19 protein-coding genes and 1 tRNA gene are annotated in these 16,166 nt (G+C 72.1%); 17 read left to right on the top strand and 3 right to left on the bottom strand.

Translation table 11 applies throughout. From position 1 onward, the window contains the following. Window positions 1-52 precede the first annotated feature (52 nt). The 4 genes from OG776_RS22225 to OG776_RS22210 all read left to right on the top strand — a co-directional run bounded on the left by OG776_RS22225 (window position 53) and on the right by OG776_RS22210 (window position 2,707). Window positions 53-781 (top strand): siderophore-interacting protein, encoded by a 729-nt coding sequence (locus OG776_RS22225; protein WP_329322388.1) that lies wholly within the window; start codon window positions 53-55, stop codon window positions 779-781. A gap of 53 nt (window positions 782-834) precedes the next feature. Continuing rightward, a complete protein-coding gene (locus OG776_RS22220; protein ID WP_329322386.1) occupies window positions 835-1,407 on the top strand; it encodes an HhH-GPD-type base excision DNA repair protein in 573 nt (190 codons plus the stop codon). 697 nt (window positions 1,408-2,104) lie between these two features. Continuing rightward, on the top strand, window positions 2,105-2,461 hold the full coding sequence (locus tag OG776_RS22215) for a hypothetical protein (RefSeq protein ID WP_329322384.1): 357 nt from the start codon (window positions 2,105-2,107) through the stop codon (window positions 2,459-2,461). Window positions 2,462-2,512: 51 nt separating this feature from the next. Beyond that, window positions 2,513-2,707 (top strand): hypothetical protein, encoded by a 195-nt coding sequence (locus OG776_RS22210; RefSeq protein ID WP_148009179.1) that lies wholly within the window; start codon window positions 2,513-2,515, stop codon window positions 2,705-2,707. Window positions 2,708-2,781: 74 nt separating this feature from the next. Here the strand turns inward: OG776_RS22210 and OG776_RS22205 are convergent, their stop codons facing one another. Then, on the bottom strand, window positions 2,782-4,425 hold the full coding sequence (locus OG776_RS22205) for a helicase HerA-like domain-containing protein (RefSeq protein WP_329322382.1): 1,644 nt from the start codon (window positions 4,423-4,425) through the stop codon (window positions 2,782-2,784). A gap of 170 nt (window positions 4,426-4,595) precedes the next feature. Between OG776_RS22205 and OG776_RS22200 the strand changes: the two genes are divergently transcribed. Both OG776_RS22200 and OG776_RS22195 read left to right on the top strand, forming a co-directional pair. Continuing rightward, the gene (locus tag OG776_RS22200; protein ID WP_003955420.1) at window positions 4,596-4,892 is read left to right on the top strand and encodes a type II toxin-antitoxin system VapB family antitoxin; all 297 of its coding nucleotides are present in this window, start codon (window positions 4,596-4,598) and stop codon (window positions 4,890-4,892) included. A gap of 146 nt (window positions 4,893-5,038) precedes the next feature. Further along, window positions 5,039-5,680, top strand: a complete 642-nt coding sequence (locus OG776_RS22195; protein WP_148009485.1) for a LytR C-terminal domain-containing protein — start codon at window positions 5,039-5,041, stop codon at window positions 5,678-5,680. Window positions 5,681-6,005: 325 nt separating this feature from the next. Here OG776_RS22195 and upp read toward each other — a convergent pair whose 3' ends face one another. After that, the gene (gene upp / locus OG776_RS22190) at window positions 6,006-6,641 is read right to left on the bottom strand and encodes a uracil phosphoribosyltransferase (RefSeq protein ID WP_148009181.1); all 636 of its coding nucleotides are present in this window, start codon (window positions 6,639-6,641) and stop codon (window positions 6,006-6,008) included. A 96-nt stretch (window positions 6,642-6,737) separates the two neighbouring features. On the opposite strand from upp, the gene OG776_RS22185 reads away from it, so the two are divergent. The 9 genes from OG776_RS22185 to OG776_RS22145 all read left to right on the top strand — a co-directional run bounded on the left by OG776_RS22185 (window position 6,738) and on the right by OG776_RS22145 (window position 12,614). After that, a complete protein-coding gene (locus OG776_RS22185) occupies window positions 6,738-7,022 on the top strand; it encodes a hypothetical protein (protein WP_148009182.1) in 285 nt (94 codons plus the stop codon). A 238-nt stretch (window positions 7,023-7,260) separates the two neighbouring features. Next, complete coding sequence (locus tag OG776_RS22180; RefSeq protein WP_148009486.1) at window positions 7,261-7,800, top strand: tRNA adenosine deaminase-associated protein; 540 nt, start codon at window positions 7,261-7,263, stop codon at window positions 7,798-7,800. Window positions 7,801-7,882: 82 nt separating this feature from the next. Continuing rightward, window positions 7,883-8,314, top strand: coding sequence for a tRNA adenosine(34) deaminase TadA (gene tadA / locus OG776_RS22175; protein WP_148009487.1), 432 nt, complete (start codon window positions 7,883-7,885; stop codon window positions 8,312-8,314). Window positions 8,315-8,402: 88 nt separating this feature from the next. After that, a tRNA-Ser gene (locus tag OG776_RS22170) sits at window positions 8,403-8,487 on the top strand. A 350-nt stretch (window positions 8,488-8,837) separates the two neighbouring features. Then, window positions 8,838-9,017, top strand: a complete 180-nt coding sequence (locus OG776_RS22165) for a hypothetical protein (RefSeq protein ID WP_148009183.1) — start codon at window positions 8,838-8,840, stop codon at window positions 9,015-9,017. 34 nt (window positions 9,018-9,051) lie between these two features. After that, complete coding sequence (locus OG776_RS22160; protein WP_148009184.1) at window positions 9,052-9,345, top strand: Dabb family protein; 294 nt, start codon at window positions 9,052-9,054, stop codon at window positions 9,343-9,345. Between the two features lie 336 nt (window positions 9,346-9,681). Further along, complete coding sequence (locus tag OG776_RS22155) at window positions 9,682-10,587, top strand: RNA polymerase sigma factor SigF (RefSeq protein ID WP_410093183.1); 906 nt, start codon at window positions 9,682-9,684, stop codon at window positions 10,585-10,587. Window positions 10,588-10,831: 244 nt separating this feature from the next. Further along, complete coding sequence (locus tag OG776_RS22150) at window positions 10,832-11,770, top strand: RNA polymerase sigma factor SigF (protein WP_148009185.1); 939 nt, start codon at window positions 10,832-10,834, stop codon at window positions 11,768-11,770. A gap of 67 nt (window positions 11,771-11,837) precedes the next feature. Further along, window positions 11,838-12,614, top strand: a complete 777-nt coding sequence (locus OG776_RS22145) for a hypothetical protein (protein WP_329322376.1) — start codon at window positions 11,838-11,840, stop codon at window positions 12,612-12,614. Window positions 12,615-12,642: 28 nt separating this feature from the next. Here the strand turns inward: OG776_RS22145 and OG776_RS22140 are convergent, their stop codons facing one another. Beyond that, window positions 12,643-12,843, bottom strand: a complete 201-nt coding sequence (locus OG776_RS22140; RefSeq protein WP_148009188.1) for a hypothetical protein — start codon at window positions 12,841-12,843, stop codon at window positions 12,643-12,645. A 226-nt stretch (window positions 12,844-13,069) separates the two neighbouring features. Here OG776_RS22140 and OG776_RS22135 point away from each other — a divergent pair, with 226 nt between their 5' ends. Further along, window positions 13,070-13,579, top strand: a complete 510-nt coding sequence (locus tag OG776_RS22135) for a MarR family winged helix-turn-helix transcriptional regulator (protein ID WP_148009189.1) — start codon at window positions 13,070-13,072, stop codon at window positions 13,577-13,579. Window positions 13,580-13,607: 28 nt separating this feature from the next. After that, window positions 13,608-16,142 (top strand): MFS transporter, encoded by a 2,535-nt coding sequence (locus OG776_RS22130; RefSeq protein ID WP_148009190.1) that lies wholly within the window; start codon window positions 13,608-13,610, stop codon window positions 16,140-16,142. Window positions 16,143-16,166: the final 24 nt, after the last annotated feature.

The following is a 16,166-nucleotide window of genomic DNA, read 5'->3' as shown; positions in this document are numbered from 1 at the left end:
AGGCTAACCTAACTTCAGTTGGGCGAGATCGTACGCGAGGGGTGGAGACAGGATGGGCCAGGGGCACGGCTGGGAGGGCGCGGTGCTCAAGCTGCTGCGCGGCAAGGACTTCACGTTCACCGTGACCGGAGCCGAGGACGTCACTCCGCACTACCGGCGGCTGCGCTTCACGGACGGCGGCATGCTCGCGGCGACCGGGGTCCACCCCACGCTGTGGGTCCGGCTGTGGTTCGACAACGCGGGGAAGCCGCACCAGCGGGCGTACACCCTGGTCGATCCCGATCCGGCGGCCGGCACCTTCGGTCTGGAGTTCGCCCTGCACGAGGGCCGCGCCTCGGACTGGGCACGGGCGGCCCGCCCCGGGGACACCATCGAGGCGACGGTCCAGGGCACCGCGTTCACGGACCCGGACCCCGCCCCCTCCCATGTCTTCGCGGTCGCCGACCCGGCCTCGCTGCCCGCCCTCAACTCCCTGCTGGACGCGATCGGGCAGGCCCCCGCGACGATCTGGTTCGAGACGGACCACGGCGTGGACGGGCTCCCCTTCCGCACGGTTCCCTCCCGCCACACCGTCCGCCCGGTGCCCCGCCGCGACCAGGGCGCCCACCTCGTCGCCGAGGTCAGGACGGACCTCCCCGGCCTCCTGGAGGGCGAGCCGGACCCGTACGTCTGGATCGCCTGCGACACCGCGACGACCCGCTCCCTGACGGCCTGGGTCCGCAGGGAACTCGCCCTGCCGAAGCAGCGCGTCAACGCCATGGGCTACTGGCGTACGACCTGATCCGCGCCGCGTGCGAGGAGGCGGCGGCGCCGTCCGCGCCGGATCATCGACGCATGGACATCAGTCTTCACATCGCCCAGGATCCCGACGCCGACGAACTCCTCGGCCGCAGCCCGCTCGCCGCCCTCATCGGCATGCTGCTCGACCAGCAGGTGCCGATGGAGTGGGCGTTCAAGGGGCCCCTCACCATCGCCGGGCGCCTCGGCACCGACGACCTGGACGCCCACGAGATCGCGGCGTACGACCCGGAGAAGTTCACCGCGCTGCTCTCGGCGAAACCCGCCGTGCACCGCTACCCCGGCTCGATGGCCAACCGGATCCAGCAGCTGTGCCAGTACCTCGTGGAGCAGTACGACGGAGACGCCGCCGCCGTCTGGAACGACGCCGGCACCGGCGCGGAGCTCCTCCGCCGCCTCCACGAGCTGCCCGGCTTCGGCGCCCAGAAGGCCCAGATCTTCCTGGCCCTCCTCGGCAAGCAGCTCGGCGTCCGCCCCAAGGGCTGGCGCGAGGCCGCGGGCGCCTACGGCGAGCCGAAGGCGTTCCGCTCGGTCGCCGACATCACGGGCCCGGAGTCCCTGGCGAAGGTCCGGGCCCACAAACAGGAACTCAAGGCCGCCGGCAGGTGACCAGGTCCCTGGGGGCTCCGCCCCCGGCGGGGACCCCCTTGGCCGGCGTGGGCGCCCTGTCCCTGGGGGCTCCGCCCCCAGACCCCCGTTCGGCCTGAACGGCCTCGTCCTCAAACGCCGGACGGGCTGAGAGTGCGGGCCCGCGCAGGACGGCCGGCAGAGGCTGACGGTCGGACGGCAGTGGCTGGCGGCCAAACCGGAACCATCCGGCATCGGCCCGCATCCCCAGCCCGTCCGGCGCTTGAGGACGAGCCCTTCGGGCGATGGCCCGGGACCCGATCAACCCAGGCGCGCATCTACAGTCCGTCCGGCGCTTGAGGACGAGCCCTTCGGGCGATGGCCCGGGACCCGATCAACCCAGGCGCGCATCTACAGCCCGTCCGGCGCGTGAGGACGAGCCCTTCGGGCGATGCGGGGGTCCAGGGGGCGCAGCGCCCCTGGCGGGGGTCCGGGGGCGGAGCCCCAGGGACGGGACCGCGGGGCCGAGCGTCGACTCCCTCCGAACCCCCGGCAGGGGTCCCGTGTGGGCCACCCCCGCTGGCGCACCACCTCCCACCCCCCAAACATGGGACGTGACGCACGGCCGAGGCACCCGAACCACCCCCACCGTCAACCCGACGCCTCATCCGTACGCCATGAGGGCGGATCTCCCCGCCACCTGATGAACCTCCCTCCCGCCGAGGGGACATGACCTGACATGAGTCCCGCCCCGCCGTGCCACCGGCCGCACCCGCGGCACCGGTACCGGCACGCGTGGATGCGGTTGCTGGCCCTGCTCCTCGTCGCGTTCCTCGCCGCGGGCGCGCAGGCCGGGGCACTCACCGCCGCGGCCCCCACGGCGGTCGCCGACGCCCCGGGCCACGGCGCCGAGCACGACGTGCTCGACACGGCCCTCCGGCCGCCCGGCCGCCCCGCGCACGGCCACCTCACCCGCCCGCGCCCCACCCCCCTCGCCGCACCCGGCCGCCCGGACCCCGCGTCCCGGCCCCGCCCCGCGGCGGCTTCGCCCCGACCCGCCCAGGACACCTCGCGCTCGGTGGTCCTGCGCTGCTGACGGACCCGGTCGACCGACGGACCAGGTACCAGCGAACGCAAGGACACAGCCATGCCCCACGATCCGTACGCGATCCTGCACGCCCTGCTGCGCGCGGAAGCCGCACGCGATGCGCAGAAGCCGAACCCGGACGCCACCCGGCCGCCCGCCCCGGACGAGGGCCGGTACACCTCGTCCCGGCCCTCGCCCCTGGCCTCCCCCGTGGTCACCCCGAGGAAGCGCGGACGCGACCAGTCCCCCGGGTAGCGCGGAACGGCCGTCCCGCGCACCGGGGCGGCCGTCCCTGGAACCCGTCGAGAACCCCGTCCCGGCGGCGCGCCCTACCGGCCGCGGCGGGCCGTCCCGAAGAGGGACCGGGTGATCTCCCGCCCGAGCTGCGTCCCCACCGACCGCGCCAGGGACTTGAACACACCGCTCGCGACGACCTGCTCGACGACCGAACGCTCCTCCCGCCGACGCCCCTTCGCCGGCGCCCTCCCGGGCGCGGGCGCGGCGTCCGCGGCCGCCTGCTCCCGCGCGGCCTCCCGCGCGGTGAGCTTCTCGTAAGCGGACTCGCGATCGACCGCCCGCGCGTACCGCCCGTACAGCGGGGACTCCCGCACCGTCCGGTCCAGGGCGTCGCCGTCGGCCGGACCCATCAGGGATCCCGGCGCCCGCAGCCGGGTCGCGGCGACCGGTGTCGGCGCGCCCCGCTCGCTCATCACGGTCACCACGGCCTCCCCGATGCCGAGCCCGGTGAGGACCTCCTCCAGGTCGTACCCGGAGTCGGGGAACGTCTTCACCGTCGCCGTCAGCGCCTTCCGGTCGTCCGGTGTGAAGGCGCGCAGCGCGTGCTGGACACGGTTGCCGAGCTGCGCGAGGACGTCGGCCGGCACGTCCTTGGGCGTCTGGGTCACGAAGAAGACGCCGACCCCTTTCGAGCGAATCAGACGGACCGTCTGCGTGACGGACTCCAGGAAGGCCTTCGAGGCGCCGGTGAAGAGCAGATGGGCCTCGTCGAAGAAGAAGACCAGCTTCGGTCTCTCGACGTCGCCGACCTCCGGCAGGTCGTGGAAGAGGTCCGCGAGCATCCACATCAGGAAGGTCGAGAAGAGCTGCGGCCTGTCCTGGACCTCGGGGAGTTCGAGGACGGAGACCACACCGCGCCCGTCCGGCGCCGTCCGCAGCAGCTCGCCGGTGTCGAACTCAGGTTCCCCGAAGAACGGGCCCATGCCCTGCGCCTCGAACGCGGTGAGGGACCGCAGGATCACCCCGGCCGTCGCCGTCGAGAGGCCGCCGATCCCCTTCAGCTCCTGCTTGCCCTCGTCCGAACTCAGGAACGCGACGACCGCCCGCAGATCCTTGAGGTCGAACAGTTCGAGGCCCTTCTGGTCGGCGTAATGGAAGATCAGACCGAGGGACTGCTCCTGCGTCGGATTGAGCTGGAGCACCTTCGACATCAGCACCGGGCCGAAGCTGGTGACCGTGGCCCGTACGGGAATGCCGTGCCCCAGGCCCCCCAGCGCGAGGAACTCGGCCGGACAGCCGGCTGGTGTCCACGCCTGCTGGACCTCCTCCGCCCGCGTCCGCACCTTCTCCTGTTCCGCACCCGGCTCCGCGATCCCGGACAGGTCGCCCTTGACGTCGGCCAGGAACACCGGCACGCCCTGCGCCGACAACTGCTCGGCCATCAGCTGCAGCGTCTTGGTCTTGCCGGTGCCGGTGGCGCCCGCGACCAGGCCGTGCCGGTTGAGCATGGCCAGCGGCACACGGATCTGCGCGTCCGGCAGACACCGCCCGTCCCAGATCAGGGCACCCAGGTCGAGAGCGGGTCCGGTGAACGCGTACCCGGCGGCGATCCTCAGCGCTTCGGCGGGGAGCGCGGCTCCCCCGCTCACCGCCTCCGGCCGGACGGCCGCCGCGCCGCTCACCCGTTCGGGTGCGGCGGTCGGGGGCGTGCCCGCCCCGGTGTCGCTGTCGCTCATGTCAGGCCCCTGTTCCCCTGTTCCCCGTCGCTTCCCGGTCCGGGTGTGCCCGGTGGGTCCCGGGCCGGCAGGGAGACTTACCGGTTCGCCCGGGTTTGGGACATCTTTTCCAGCGTCGCACTCCGTCGCCATGGCTGCGCCCGGAAGGCCGGGGCCGGTAGGCTTTCCGTGTGATCTTCAAGCGCATCGGAAACGGCCGGCCGTACCCCGACCACGGCCGGGAAAGCACCCGGCAGTGGGCGGACGTCGCACCGCGCCCGGTCCGCCTCGATCAGCTCGTGACGACGAAGGGCCAGCTGGACCTGGAGACCCTCCTCGCCGAGGACTCCACCTTCTACGGCGACCTCTTCGCGCACGTCGTGAAGTGGCAGGGCGATCTGTACCTGGAGGACGGCCTGCACCGCGCCGTCCGCGCCGCGCTGCAGCAGCGCCAGGTGCTCCACGCCCGCGTCCTGGAACTGGGTTAGTACCCGCCGGACCGGCGCCCGGCCTCCTCGATCGGACCAAGGTTGACCCTTTTGGGTTGGACTGCGTGCGGGTCAATGATCATTTAGTAGGCATCGCCGCCGCGGCACACTACGCTGCGCCCATGAGCATGCTCACTCCCCCTGGCATGGGCGGCCAGTACCGGATCACGGGGGACAAGTACCCACGGATGCGCCGGCCCCGAGGGCGCCGCAGGCTCGTGTTCCTGGTCGTCGCCTCCGTCACCGCGCTCGGGCTGATCGGGTGGGGAACCCTGCAGCTCATCGACGTCTTCACGGGCGGCGGTGACAAGGCCACGGCGGCCGGCACCAAGGCACACTGCGCGCCCAGCCCCGGTCCGTCGGCCAAGGCGTCCGCGGCCGCGTTGTCCACCGCCGCGGGCGCCCTGCCGGAGCCCGGCAAAATCACGGTCAACGTCCTGAACGCCACGCCCCGCAGCGGGCTCGCCAAGGACACCGCCGACGAGCTCAAGAAGCGCGGGTTCCGCATCGGCGACGTGGGCAACGCGACGAAGGCCTACGACAAGAAGGTCGCAGGCCCCGGACTGCTCCTCGGCTCCGCCGCGGCCGTCAAAACCGCGCTGCCGGTCCTGGGCACCCAGCTCGCGGGTGCCCAGGTGAAGTCCGACGGGCGCCCCCGGGCGGACCAGGTCGACCTCATCATCGGCACCGGCTTCACGTCGCTCGCCAAGAAGGCGGACGCGGACAAGGCGCTGGCCCTGCTGAGCGATCCGAAGCCGGACGCCTCCACCAGGCCGAAGAACTGCTGACCGGGGTGCGGTTCGGCCCCCGGGGTCCCGTCCCGGGGGCGCCGCCCCCGGACCCCCGTGTCGGCCCGGACGGCCTCGTCCGCAAGCGCCGGACGGGCTGAAGACGTCGGCAGGCGCCGGACGGGCTGGAGATGCCGGCCGGTGCAGGACGGTTCCGGTCCGGCCATCGGCCCCTGCCGTCCGGCCGCCGGCCTTCCGGCGCGGGCCCGCACCCTCGGCCCGTCCGGCCGCTCGAGGACGGGTCCTTCGGGCGATGAGCGGGCGTCAGGGGCGCAGCGCCCCCTGGCGGGGCCCGGGGCTGAGCCCCGGGGACGGACGCCGAGGCCTACTCGGCCGCCCCGTACATCCGGTCCCCCGCATCGCCCAGACCCGGCACGATGTACCCGTTCTCGTTCAGGCGTTCGTCGACGGAGGCCGTGACGACGGTGACGGGCGTGCCCGCGAGGTCACGTTCCATGACCTCCACGCCCTCGGGCGCGGCGAGCAGCACCACCGCGGTGACGTCGTCGGCGCCCCGCTTGATCAGCTCCTGGATCGCCGCGACGAGCGTGCCGCCGGTCGCGAGCATCGGGTCCAGGACGTAGACCTGCCGCCCGGAGAGGTCGTCGGGCATCCGGGTCGCGTACGTGGACGCCTGGAGGGTCTCCTCGTCGCGCACCATGCCCAGGAAGCCCACCTCGGCGGTCGGCAGCAGCCGCACCATGCCGTCGAGCATGCCGAGGCCCGCCCGCAGGATCGGCACGACCAGCGGGCGCGGGTGGGACAGCTTGACGCCCGTCGTGGAGGCCACCGGGGTCACGATGTCGACCTGCTCGGTGCGCACGTCCCTGGTGGCCTCGTAGGCGAGCAGGGTGACCAGTTCGTCGGCGAGCCGCCGGAAGGTCGCGGAGTCGGTGCGCCGGTCGCGCAGGGTGGTGAGCTTATGGGCGACCAGGGGGTGGTCGACGACGTGGAGACGCATGCCCCCCACAGTAGCCGGGCGCCCGCACCGCTCGCGCTGGCATCAAACCGCCCGTCCGGGGGAAGGCGGGAAGGACGAACCTGGGGTGGTGTGCGTATGCCGGACCGGAAAGACAAGTCCCCGGAGCAGTCCACGCGGCCGGAGCGGCCGGAGCGCTCGGCGCGGCCCGAGCGGCCCGAGAACGCCGGGCACCCGCAGCGGTGGCCCGAACGGCCCGTCCAGCGGCCGGAGCAGGAGACGGACGCCCAGCGCAGGCGGCGCCGGGCCCAGTTCCTGCGTGAACTCACCGAGGCGCGCGAACTGCGCGACCGTGTCCAGCCGCGCCGCGCCAAGGTCGCCCGCCTCCGTCACGCCATGCGCATGCGCACCTTCCGCTGGTAGCTCGCGGGATCCGCCCACGCCGTGAGGGCGTAGACATGCACGCGTGACGCCGAGTGCCGCGTACGATCCGCTGGTAGCGATCAAAAGAGGCAGACACAGCAGGCCGAAGACGTCCCCTGAACGCTCTGTTTCTGCCACGATTCCGAGTGGGTGGGGTCTCGGAGCAGCACTCCCCGCCCATCAACCTCCGCCGGGGGGACCCCCAACCGGCACGCCTATGACCAGTGGGAGAGTCACGGTGTACTTCGCCGCACTGCTCGCGCGCACCGAAGACGGGTGGGAAGCGAGCGACACAGAGCTCGACGATGTGGAGACCCTGTCGGATCTGACCGACCTGGCCCGTGAAGCCTCGGAGGAGGACACGGTGCTCGTACTCATCGAGCAGGAGGACGCGTGGTTCGGCGTCGTCCGCGTGGACGGCGAGGAGGACCCTCGTATCTACGTCTCGGACGCCGCAGCCGCCGCCCGCAGCTCGTACGGCGAGATCCTGCTCACGGACGAACTACTAGGACGGGACCCGGGCGACGACGACGCCGACCTGGACTCCCTCGACCTGGACGGCACCGAGGACGGTGAACCCGACGACGCAGACGACTCCGACGACGAGGACGAGGCCGTGGCCGCCGAGGCCGTCTCGCACAGCCCCGTCGGGGACCGCGAGATCCTCGCCGACCTCGGGGTGAGCGAGAAGGAGCTGCTCGCCCTGGACGAGGGCGACGCGCTCAGCACGATCGCCGACGCCCTCGGGGCGGCGGAGGTCCTGGAGACCGTCCGCTAGCTTCCCGGGTTAGGTTTCCCGGGTGAGCGGCACGACACAGACCATTCCACGAGATCCGGTACGCGACCGCTGGCGGGCCGCGATGCGGCTCGCCCTGGACGAGGCCGACCGGGCCGTCCGGGGCGGGGACGTCCCCGTCGGCGCCGTCGTGCTGTCCACGGACGGCACGACGGTGCTCGCGGCCGGACACAACGAGCGCGAGGCCACGGGTGACCCGACGGCGCACGCCGAGGTGCTCGCGATCCGCGGGGCCGCCCAGCGGCTCGGCGAGTGGCGACTGTCCGGCTGCACCCTCGTCGTCACCCTGGAGCCCTGCGCGATGTGCGCGGGCGCGCTGGTGCAGTCCCGGGTGGACCGGGTGGTCTTCGGCGCCCGCGACGAGAAGGCGGGCGCGGTCGGCTCCGTCTGGGACCTCGTGCGCGACCGCCGGCTCAACCACCGGCCCGAGGTGATCGGCGGGGTGCTGGACGAGGAGTGCGGGCGTCTCCTCACCGGATTCTTCCGCTCCCGCTGAGCACCGGGTTCCGCCGCCCCCGCCCGGCTCCGAGGGGTGCGGGAAACGGATTTCGGACCACGGCCCACCTTGGGGTAGGGTCTTCCTCGGTAGCGTGTCCGAGCGGCCGAAGGAGCTCGCCTCGAAAGCGAGTGTGGCGCAAGTCACCGAGGGTTCAAATCCCTCCGCTACCGCTTGAGAAGGGCCCCGTCGCGAGACGGGGCCCTTCGTGCGTGTCCCCGCCACTGGGGGCCGGGGGAAGCGGCGCGGGGGACGCGCCGCCGCCCCGGCGGGGAAAGACCTCAAGTCCGCGTCGCGGGATTCGGGTGATTCCCGCGACGTGGACCCCGCAGTGAGGTCCGTCCCCGGCCCTGCGGGCTCCCGACCGCCGGACTCGGCTCCATCCTGCGCCTCCGCCGCCCGGGACGGGACCGGCAAAAGGCCCCGGCCAGCAGGCCGTTGGTCCATAAAAAGGGCGTGAAGGTTACACTCGCCGCCGGCAACAGGGGGCCCACCGGGCGCAGCAGTCACAGGGGAGGCCGCGATGGCGGTGAATTCGAAGAAGATCGCCGTCTATGTGCTCGTGGTCTTCGCGCTGTACGTGATCATCACGGATCCGGCGAAGGCGGCCGACTACGTCCAGATAGGGTTCGAGGGCATTTCGTCCGCCGCTCGGTCCGTCGGCGACTTCATGACGTGGATCGCCGACGGAGCCAAGAACTGAGCGGGAACCCGCGCCGCGCCACCAGGGAGTACCCGTGATCCGCCATCTGGTCCTCTTCAAGCTCGACGAGGGCGTCCAGCGCGACGACCCGCGCGTCGTCGAGGGAGTGGCCGCCTTCCGCGCGCTCGGCGGCCTGATCCCCGAGCTGCGGTTCTGGGAATGCGACTGGAACATCACCGACCGGCCGATCGCGTACGACTTCGCGATCAACTCCGCGGTCGACGACCCGGACGCCCTGCAGCGGTACTTGGAGCATCCGGCGCATCAGGCCGGCGTCGCGCTCTGGCGTGAGTTCGCCACCTGGGTGATCGCCGACTACCCGTTCTGAGCCGCGCTTCACGCAGCCCCTCGCCACGACCGGCGAGGGGCTTCTTCGCGTCCCGGTCCTCCAACTCTCCACAATTCCCGCTCAACACGGCTTTATGCGGTGCTTGCACACAGTGCACATGTCTTGTGATGCTATGACCGCTTTTGACGGATGAGTTGACGGATCTGACGGATGATAGAGGTGGAGTTGACCGTGCCGGCCAGTACTGCGCCTCAAGCACCGCCCCAGGACCCGACGGCCTCCCTGGAGCGGCCGCCGCTCCACGAACAGGCACCTCCGAAGGAGCGGTCCCCCCTCCAGGAACAGCCGGCACCTCCCCAGGAGCGCGCCCCGCTCCTGGGACAGCCGGCACCTCCCCAGGGGCAGGCGCCCGCGCTCCAGGACCGCGCGCCGGAGCACGAGCGGGCGCCGGAGGGACACAGCGCGCCGGAGCAGGAGCGGGCGCCCGAGCACGAGCAGGAGGCCGCCCCCGAGCGCCGCCGCGGCGCCGACACCCGGGCCCTCACCCAGGTGCTCTTCGGCCGCCTCAAGACGCTGGAGCCGGGCACCGCGGAACACGACCACGTACGCGGGGCCCTGATCGAGGCGAACCTGCCGCTCGTCCGCTACGCCGCCGCCCGCTTCCGCAGCCGCAACGAGCCCATGGAGGACGTGGTCCAGGTCGGGACCATCGGCCTCATCAACGCGATCGACCGCTTCGACCCCGAGCGGGGGGTGCAGTTCCCGACCTTCGCGATGCCGACGGTCGTCGGCGAGATCAAGCGGTACTTCCGCGACAACGTCCGCACCGTGCACGTACCCCGCCGGCTGCACGAGCTGTGGGTGCAGGTGAACAGCGCCACCGAGGACCTCACGACGGCCTTCGGGCGCACGCCCACGACCGCCGAGATCGCCGAGCGGCTGCGCATCACCGAGGAGGAGGTGCTGTCCTGCATCGAGGCCGGGCGCTCGTACCACGCGACCTCCCTGGAGGCCGCCCAGGAGGGCGACGGACTGCCGGGACTGCTCGACCGGCTCGGGTACGAGGACCCGGCCCTGGACGGAGTGGAACACCGCGACCTCGTACGCCACCTGCTCGTGCAACTGCCCGAGCGCGAACAGCGGATCCTCCTGCTGCGCTACTACAGCAATCTGACGCAGTCACAGATCAGCGCTGAGCTGGGCGTCTCGCAGATGCACGTGTCAAGGCTCCTCGCCCGCAGCTTCGCGCGACTGAGATCCGCAAACAGGATCGAGGCGTAACCGGCAAGAGCGAATCGCTCACAGTTTCTTTTTCCGTCAGTTCACCCATGAAAAGCCGTCAGACCCCCTTTTTCCAGGGCCGATTCACCCCCTCCATGTCGACATGTCACTACAGCGTGTTGCCGACATGTGACATTCTGCCGGAAGCGCGTTTGCCGTGGCCTCCCGACCGGTATTCAGGTGGAGGCTGCGTTCCTCCGACGGGAGCGTCCGCCGCGACCGTCCGCGACCCAAAGGGGGTGGCATGTCCGCAGACCAGGGCAGCTCGAAGGTGCTCACGCTCGCCAAGAGCGACTCGGAGCCCGACGCGCTTCACGCAGTCGACGTCGTCGACGTCGTCGACATGGTCGACGCACCGGCCCTTCCGGCCCCGGACGCCGTCCCGGCCGCTCCGGCCGCCCAGGCCGCTCCGACCACGGAAGCCATCGACACCCGCACCCTGTCCCGCTCCCTGTTCCTGCGGCTCGCCGCGCTCGACGAGAACAGCCCGGAGCGCGGCTATGTACGGGACACGCTCATCGAACTGAACCTCCCGCTCGTCCGGTACGCGGCGGCCCGCTTCCGCTCCCGCAACGAGCCGATGGAGGACATCGTCCAGGTCGGCACCATCGGCCTGATCAAGGCGATCGACCGCTTCGACTGCGAACGCGGCGTGGAGTTCCCGACGTTCGCGATGCCCACCGTCGTGGGTGAGATCAAGCGCTTCTTCCGCGACACGTCCTGGTCGGTGCGGGTGCCGCGCCGCCTCCAGGAGCTGCGGCTCGCCCTCACGAAGGCCAGCGACGAGCTCTCCCAGAAGCTCGACCGCTCGCCGACGGTCGCCGAACTCGCCTCCGTGCTGGGCGTGTCCGAGGAGGACGTGGTCGACGGCCTGGCCGTGGGCAACGCGTACACGGCGTCCTCGCTGGACTCGCCGGCGCCCGAGGACGACGGCGGCGAGGGCTCCCTCGCGGACCGCCTCGGCTACGAGGACACCGCCCTGGAGGGCGTCGAGTACCGCGAGTCGCTGAAGCCGCTGCTCGCCAAGCTCCCGCCCCGCGAGCGCCGCATCATCATGCTGCGCTTCTTCGCGAACATGACCCAGTCGCAGATCGGCGAGGAGGTCGGCATCTCCCAGATGCACGTCTCCCGGCTGCTCACCCGCACCCTCGCCCAGCTGCGTGAGGGGCTCATCTCCGACTGAACCGCGAGCACACGAGAACGGCCGCTCGCGTCTTCATAATTGACGACCCGTCAGTCACACTGGCGCGATGCGTCGAGCGACTTGTGGTCCCAGCCGTCGAGGCGCCCTGATGGGCGCCTCGACGGCTGTGGTGTGCCTGGGTGCCGTGCTGGTCGCCTGCGGGAGCGGCGGGGGCGGCGGCCGGGTCGCCGTGGGCGTGCCCGGAGGGTCCGGCAGGGCCGTGGCCCCCACCGGGGACGTCTCACTGGCCCCCCTGGCCGGGAAAGGGGCCTCGGGCCCCGGACGGAGCCCGCACGGCGGCGACGGTGGCAGCGGTGACGGCAGCGGCACCTCCGAGGGCACGACGGCGGACGCCGGGGCTCCAGGAGTGCGCGAACCGTCCGCCGGCGTCACCGGGAGGACGGCGCCCGAAGGCGGCGCACCGTCGGCTCCCCCCTCCGGGGGAGGCGGCTCCGGGCCCGCGCGGCCGGGTTCCGGCGGTACGCCGGCGCCCGCCCCGCCCACACGGTCGACGCCGTCCGCGCCGTCCACGCCGGCGCCCGCCACCCTCGTGGTGGGCGCGCCCGAACGGGAGGCCACCGACCGGCGCTGGTGCGAGAAGGTGACCCTCTCGTTCCGCAACACCGGTGGCACCGCGGTGCGTTCGGGCACGGTGTCCCTCGGGACGCACATCATCGGGGCGCTCGGGATCGACTGGGCCACGATCGGTTCGACGCGGGACCTGCCCGCGCCCATCGCCCCGGGAGCGGGCACCGAGAAGTCCTGGACGGTGTGCGTCGACGCCTGGCGTGTGCCGCTGGGCATGCACGTCGAGACGCGGGACGTGTCCGTCCAGTGGGAGTGACCCGCCGCCGGTCAGCGGCGGGGCGTCGCTACGACAGGGCGAGCCACGCCACGGCGGCCACGACCGCCACCGCGACGACGATGCCGATGATGAGGCCGATGCGGGGCCCCGCCGAGGCGGTGACCTGCTGCTGCTGACGGGCCTGGGGGCCCTCGTCGACGAAAGCGCGGAACATCTGGGTGCTACCCGCGGGGTCGTAGTTGCCCTCGGGGCCCTGGGTGTTTGCCATGGCCCAGGACCCTAGCGAATAGCCGGGGTCAGCCCAAGTGCGGGGGGCCCTCCGGTGCGGAGCGGCCCCTCACAGCGAACTCTCAGTCTGGCACCGCTCTCACCAGCGGGTTTACATTCGCCAATCCTTGCCTTTGCCATCTTTTTGTTCCAGCGGGGCCCATTTCGTTTGCCTGCAGCAACCAACTGGATTTATGGTTGCCCCAAGCAACGAAAGTGGAGGGGCGATGGCCGAGCGGGCGCAGTACGAGGAGTTGGCCCGTCAGCTCAGCGCCATCGGCGCCGTGAAGCGGGAGCTGGCGCGGATCCTGCCGCACGACTGCCCGGCGGGTTCCGCCGCCGTGCTGACGCTGCTGGGCCGCCACGGGGACATGCGCATGAGCAGGCTCGCCGAGCTGCTCGCCGTCGACATGTCCGTGACCAGCCGCCACGTCGCGCACGTCGCCGACCGGGGCTGGATCGAACGCCTCCCCGACCCGGCCGACAGACGCTCGCGCATCCTGCGTCTCACCGACGCCGGACACGCGCGGCTCGACGAGCTCTCCCAGCGCTCCTCACAGCTCTTCGCCGACCGGCTCAGCGACTGGTCCGACCACGAGGTCGGGCTCCTCAGCCACCTGATGGGCCGGCTGCGCGAGAGCTTCGGCGACAGCCGCACCACCCAGCGGCTCCCCTGTCCGGCGGAGGCCGCGGCGGTCCACGCACCGGAACCGACCACCACCCGTACACCCGCGTAAGCACACGAAGCACTAGAGAAGGAAGCCCATGGCAACGACCACACCAGCCGGTGTGCGGGCTCACGCCAAGCACGGAGGTGGGTCCTCCGACGGCGCTCCGATGACGCACCGGCAGATCATGGAGGCGCTCTCCGGACTCCTCCTCGGCATGTTCGTCGCGATCCTGTCGTCGACGATCGTCACCAACGCCCTGCCCGAGATCGTCGGCGACCTGGGCGGCGGCCAGTCCGCCTACACCTGGGTCGTCACCGCCGCGCTGCTCTCCATGACCGCGGCCACACCCCTGTGGGGCAAGCTCTCCGACCTGTACAGCAAGAAGGCGCTCGTACAGATAGCCCTGGTCATCTACGTCCTCGGGTCCGCCGCCGCGGGTCTGTCGCAGAACGCCGGCATGCTGATCGCCTGCCGCGTGGTCCAGGGCATCGGTGTCGGCGGTCTCTCCGCCCTCGCCCAGATCGTCATGGCGGCGATGATCTCCCCGCGCGAGCGCGGCCGGTACTCCGGCTACCTCGGCGCGACCTTCGCCGTCGCAACCGTCGGCGGCCCGCTGCTCGGCGGCGTCATCACCGACACCTCGTGGCTCGGCTGGCGCTGGTGCTTCTACGTGGGTGTGCCGTTCGCGGTCATCGCGCTGATCGTGCTGCAGAAGACCCTCCACCTGCCCGTCGTGAAGCGGGACGTGAAGGTCGACTGGGGCGGCGCGTTCTTCATCTCGGCCGCGGTCTCGCTGCTGCTGGTGTGGGTCACCTTCGCCGGTGACAAGTACGACTGGCTGTCCTGGCAGACCGCCGCGTTGGTCGGCGGCGCGATCGTCCTCGGCGCGGTCTTCGTGCTCGTCGAGTCGAAGGCGACCGAGCCGATCATCCCGCTGCGGCTGTTCCGCAACCGCACCATCACCCTCTCCTCCCTCGCCTCGCTCTTCGTGGGCGTCGCGATGTTCACCGGCACGGTCTTCTTCAGCCAGTACTTCCAGCTGGCCCGTGACAAGTCCCCGACGATGTCGGGCGTGATGACCATCCCGATGATCGGCGGCCTGTTCATCGCCTCCACGGTCTCCGGGCAGGTCATCACCAAGACCGGCCGATGGAAGTACTGGCTGGTCAGCGGCGGCGCCCTGATCACCGCGGGCCTCGGTCTGCTGGGCAGCATCCGCTACGACACGCCGTACTGGCACGTCGCGGTCTTCATGGCCCTGCTCGGCCTCGGCATCGGCATGACGATGCAGAACCTGGTGCTGTCCACGCAGAACCAGGTGGCGCCCTCCGACCTCGGCTCCGCCAGCTCCACCGTGACGTTCTTCCGCTCCCTCGGCGGCGCGATCGGCGTCTCCGCGCTGGGCGCGATCATGTCCACCCGGATCACCGACTACGTCAAGGACGGCCTCGCCGGGCTCGACCCCAAGTACGCGGCCGCCGCGGCCGGTTCCGGCACCGGGACCATCCCGGACATGGACGCCCTGCCAGGCCCGCTGCGCACCCTCCTGGAGAGCGCGTACGGCCACGGCATCGCGGACGTCTTCATGATCGCCTCCGTGCTGGCGCTGCTCGCCTTCCTGATCATGCTCTTCATCAAGGAGGTCCCGCTGCGGACCTCGGGCGCGCTGGCCCAGGCGGCGCAGGCCGCGCAGGCCGACGCGGGGGTTCCGACCGTCGCCGCGACCGAGGAGGAGGCCCCGGCCCGGACCGTCGCCACCGCCGCCGTGACGGCGGACACCGCCACCGACACCGCAGGCGCTCCGGAGACCGACCGGCGGCTCGCCGCCGTCGCCACCGCGACGAGGGAGAGCGCCCCGGCGCCCTCCGGCGGGATCCCGGTCCGCGGCCACGTCCGCGGCGCCGAGAGCGCGCCGGTGCCGCAGGCCGCGGTCACGCTGATCTCGCTCGCGGGACGGCAGCTCGGACGGGTGGTCGCCCAGGCCGACGGGTCCTACGCGGTGGACGCGCCCGGCACGGGTTCGTACGTCCTGATCGCGTCCGCGGACGGCTTCCAGCCGCAGGCCTCGACGGTCGTCGTCAACGGTGAGCCGCTGGCGTACGACATCCTGCTGAGCGGCACGAGCGGGCTGACCGGGCTGGTGCGGGCCGCCGGGACCGGGACCCCGGTCAAGGACGCCATGGTCATCGTGACCGATGTGCGCGGTGACGTGCTGGCCACCGGAACCACCGGTGAGCAGGGCGAGTTCGGTTTCGCCGAGCTGGTGCCCGGTCCGGTGACCGTCGCGGTGAACGCGGCGGGCCACCGCCCGCAGGCCCTGCCCGTCGAGGTCGGCGGCGCCGGCGTCACCCGGGTCGAGGTCGAACTCCGCGTGGGCGCCCGGCTCCAGGGTGTCGTACGGGCGCCCGGCGGTCCGCTGCCGGACGCGCGGGTCACGCTGGTCGACGCGGCCGGCAACGTGGTCGGGACGGCCCGCACCGGCACGGACGGCGCGTACGCCTTCACCGACCTGGACGGCGGTGAGTACACCGTCATCGCGACGGGATACCCGCCGATGGCCACCGCGCTGACCGTGGGCGGTCACGGTGTCGACGACCACGACATCGAACTCGCCCACCCCGGCGAGTAACAGGAGACCCCCGGCCCGTGGGAC

It is taken from the genome of Streptomyces sp. NBC_01689, assembly GCF_036250675.1.
Taxonomy (GTDB): Bacteria; Actinomycetota; Actinomycetes; order Streptomycetales; family Streptomycetaceae; genus Streptomyces.
The sequence above is the reverse complement of the archived record's forward strand: the minus strand, read 5'-3'. Positions and strand labels throughout refer to the sequence as shown.

Excerpts from the sequence above, each read along its gene's own strand:
- OG776_RS22215 (WP_329322384.1), top strand. The coding sequence starts at position 2,105 with ATGAGTCCCGCCCCGCCGTGCCACCGGCCGCACCCGCGGCACCGGTAC.
- OG776_RS22210 (WP_148009179.1), top strand. The coding sequence starts at position 2,513 with ATGCCCCACGATCCGTACGCGATCCTGCACGCCCTGCTGCGCGCGGAA.
- upp (WP_148009181.1), bottom strand. The coding sequence starts at position 6,641 with ATGCGTCTCCACGTCGTCGACCACCCCCTGGTCGCCCATAAGCTCACC.
- OG776_RS22205 (WP_329322382.1), bottom strand. The coding sequence starts at position 4,425 with ATGAGCGACAGCGACACCGGGGCGGGCACGCCCCCGACCGCCGCACCC.
- OG776_RS22165 (WP_148009183.1), top strand. The coding sequence starts at position 8,838 with ATGGCGGTGAATTCGAAGAAGATCGCCGTCTATGTGCTCGTGGTCTTC.
- OG776_RS22130 (WP_148009190.1), top strand. The coding sequence starts at position 13,608 with ATGGCAACGACCACACCAGCCGGTGTGCGGGCTCACGCCAAGCACGGA.
- OG776_RS22140 (WP_148009188.1), bottom strand. The coding sequence starts at position 12,843 with ATGGCAAACACCCAGGGCCCCGAGGGCAACTACGACCCCGCGGGTAGC.
- OG776_RS22145 (WP_329322376.1), top strand. The coding sequence starts at position 11,838 with ATGCGTCGAGCGACTTGTGGTCCCAGCCGTCGAGGCGCCCTGATGGGC.
- OG776_RS22220 (WP_329322386.1), top strand. The coding sequence starts at position 835 with ATGGACATCAGTCTTCACATCGCCCAGGATCCCGACGCCGACGAACTC.
- OG776_RS22135 (WP_148009189.1), top strand. The coding sequence starts at position 13,070 with ATGGCCGAGCGGGCGCAGTACGAGGAGTTGGCCCGTCAGCTCAGCGCC.
- OG776_RS22185 (WP_148009182.1), top strand. The coding sequence starts at position 6,738 with ATGCCGGACCGGAAAGACAAGTCCCCGGAGCAGTCCACGCGGCCGGAG.
- tadA (WP_148009487.1), top strand. The coding sequence starts at position 7,883 with ATGCGGCTCGCCCTGGACGAGGCCGACCGGGCCGTCCGGGGCGGGGAC.
- OG776_RS22225 (WP_329322388.1), top strand. The coding sequence starts at position 53 with ATGGGCCAGGGGCACGGCTGGGAGGGCGCGGTGCTCAAGCTGCTGCGC.
- OG776_RS22150 (WP_148009185.1), top strand. The coding sequence starts at position 10,832 with ATGTCCGCAGACCAGGGCAGCTCGAAGGTGCTCACGCTCGCCAAGAGC.
- OG776_RS22195 (WP_148009485.1), top strand. The coding sequence starts at position 5,039 with ATGGGCGGCCAGTACCGGATCACGGGGGACAAGTACCCACGGATGCGC.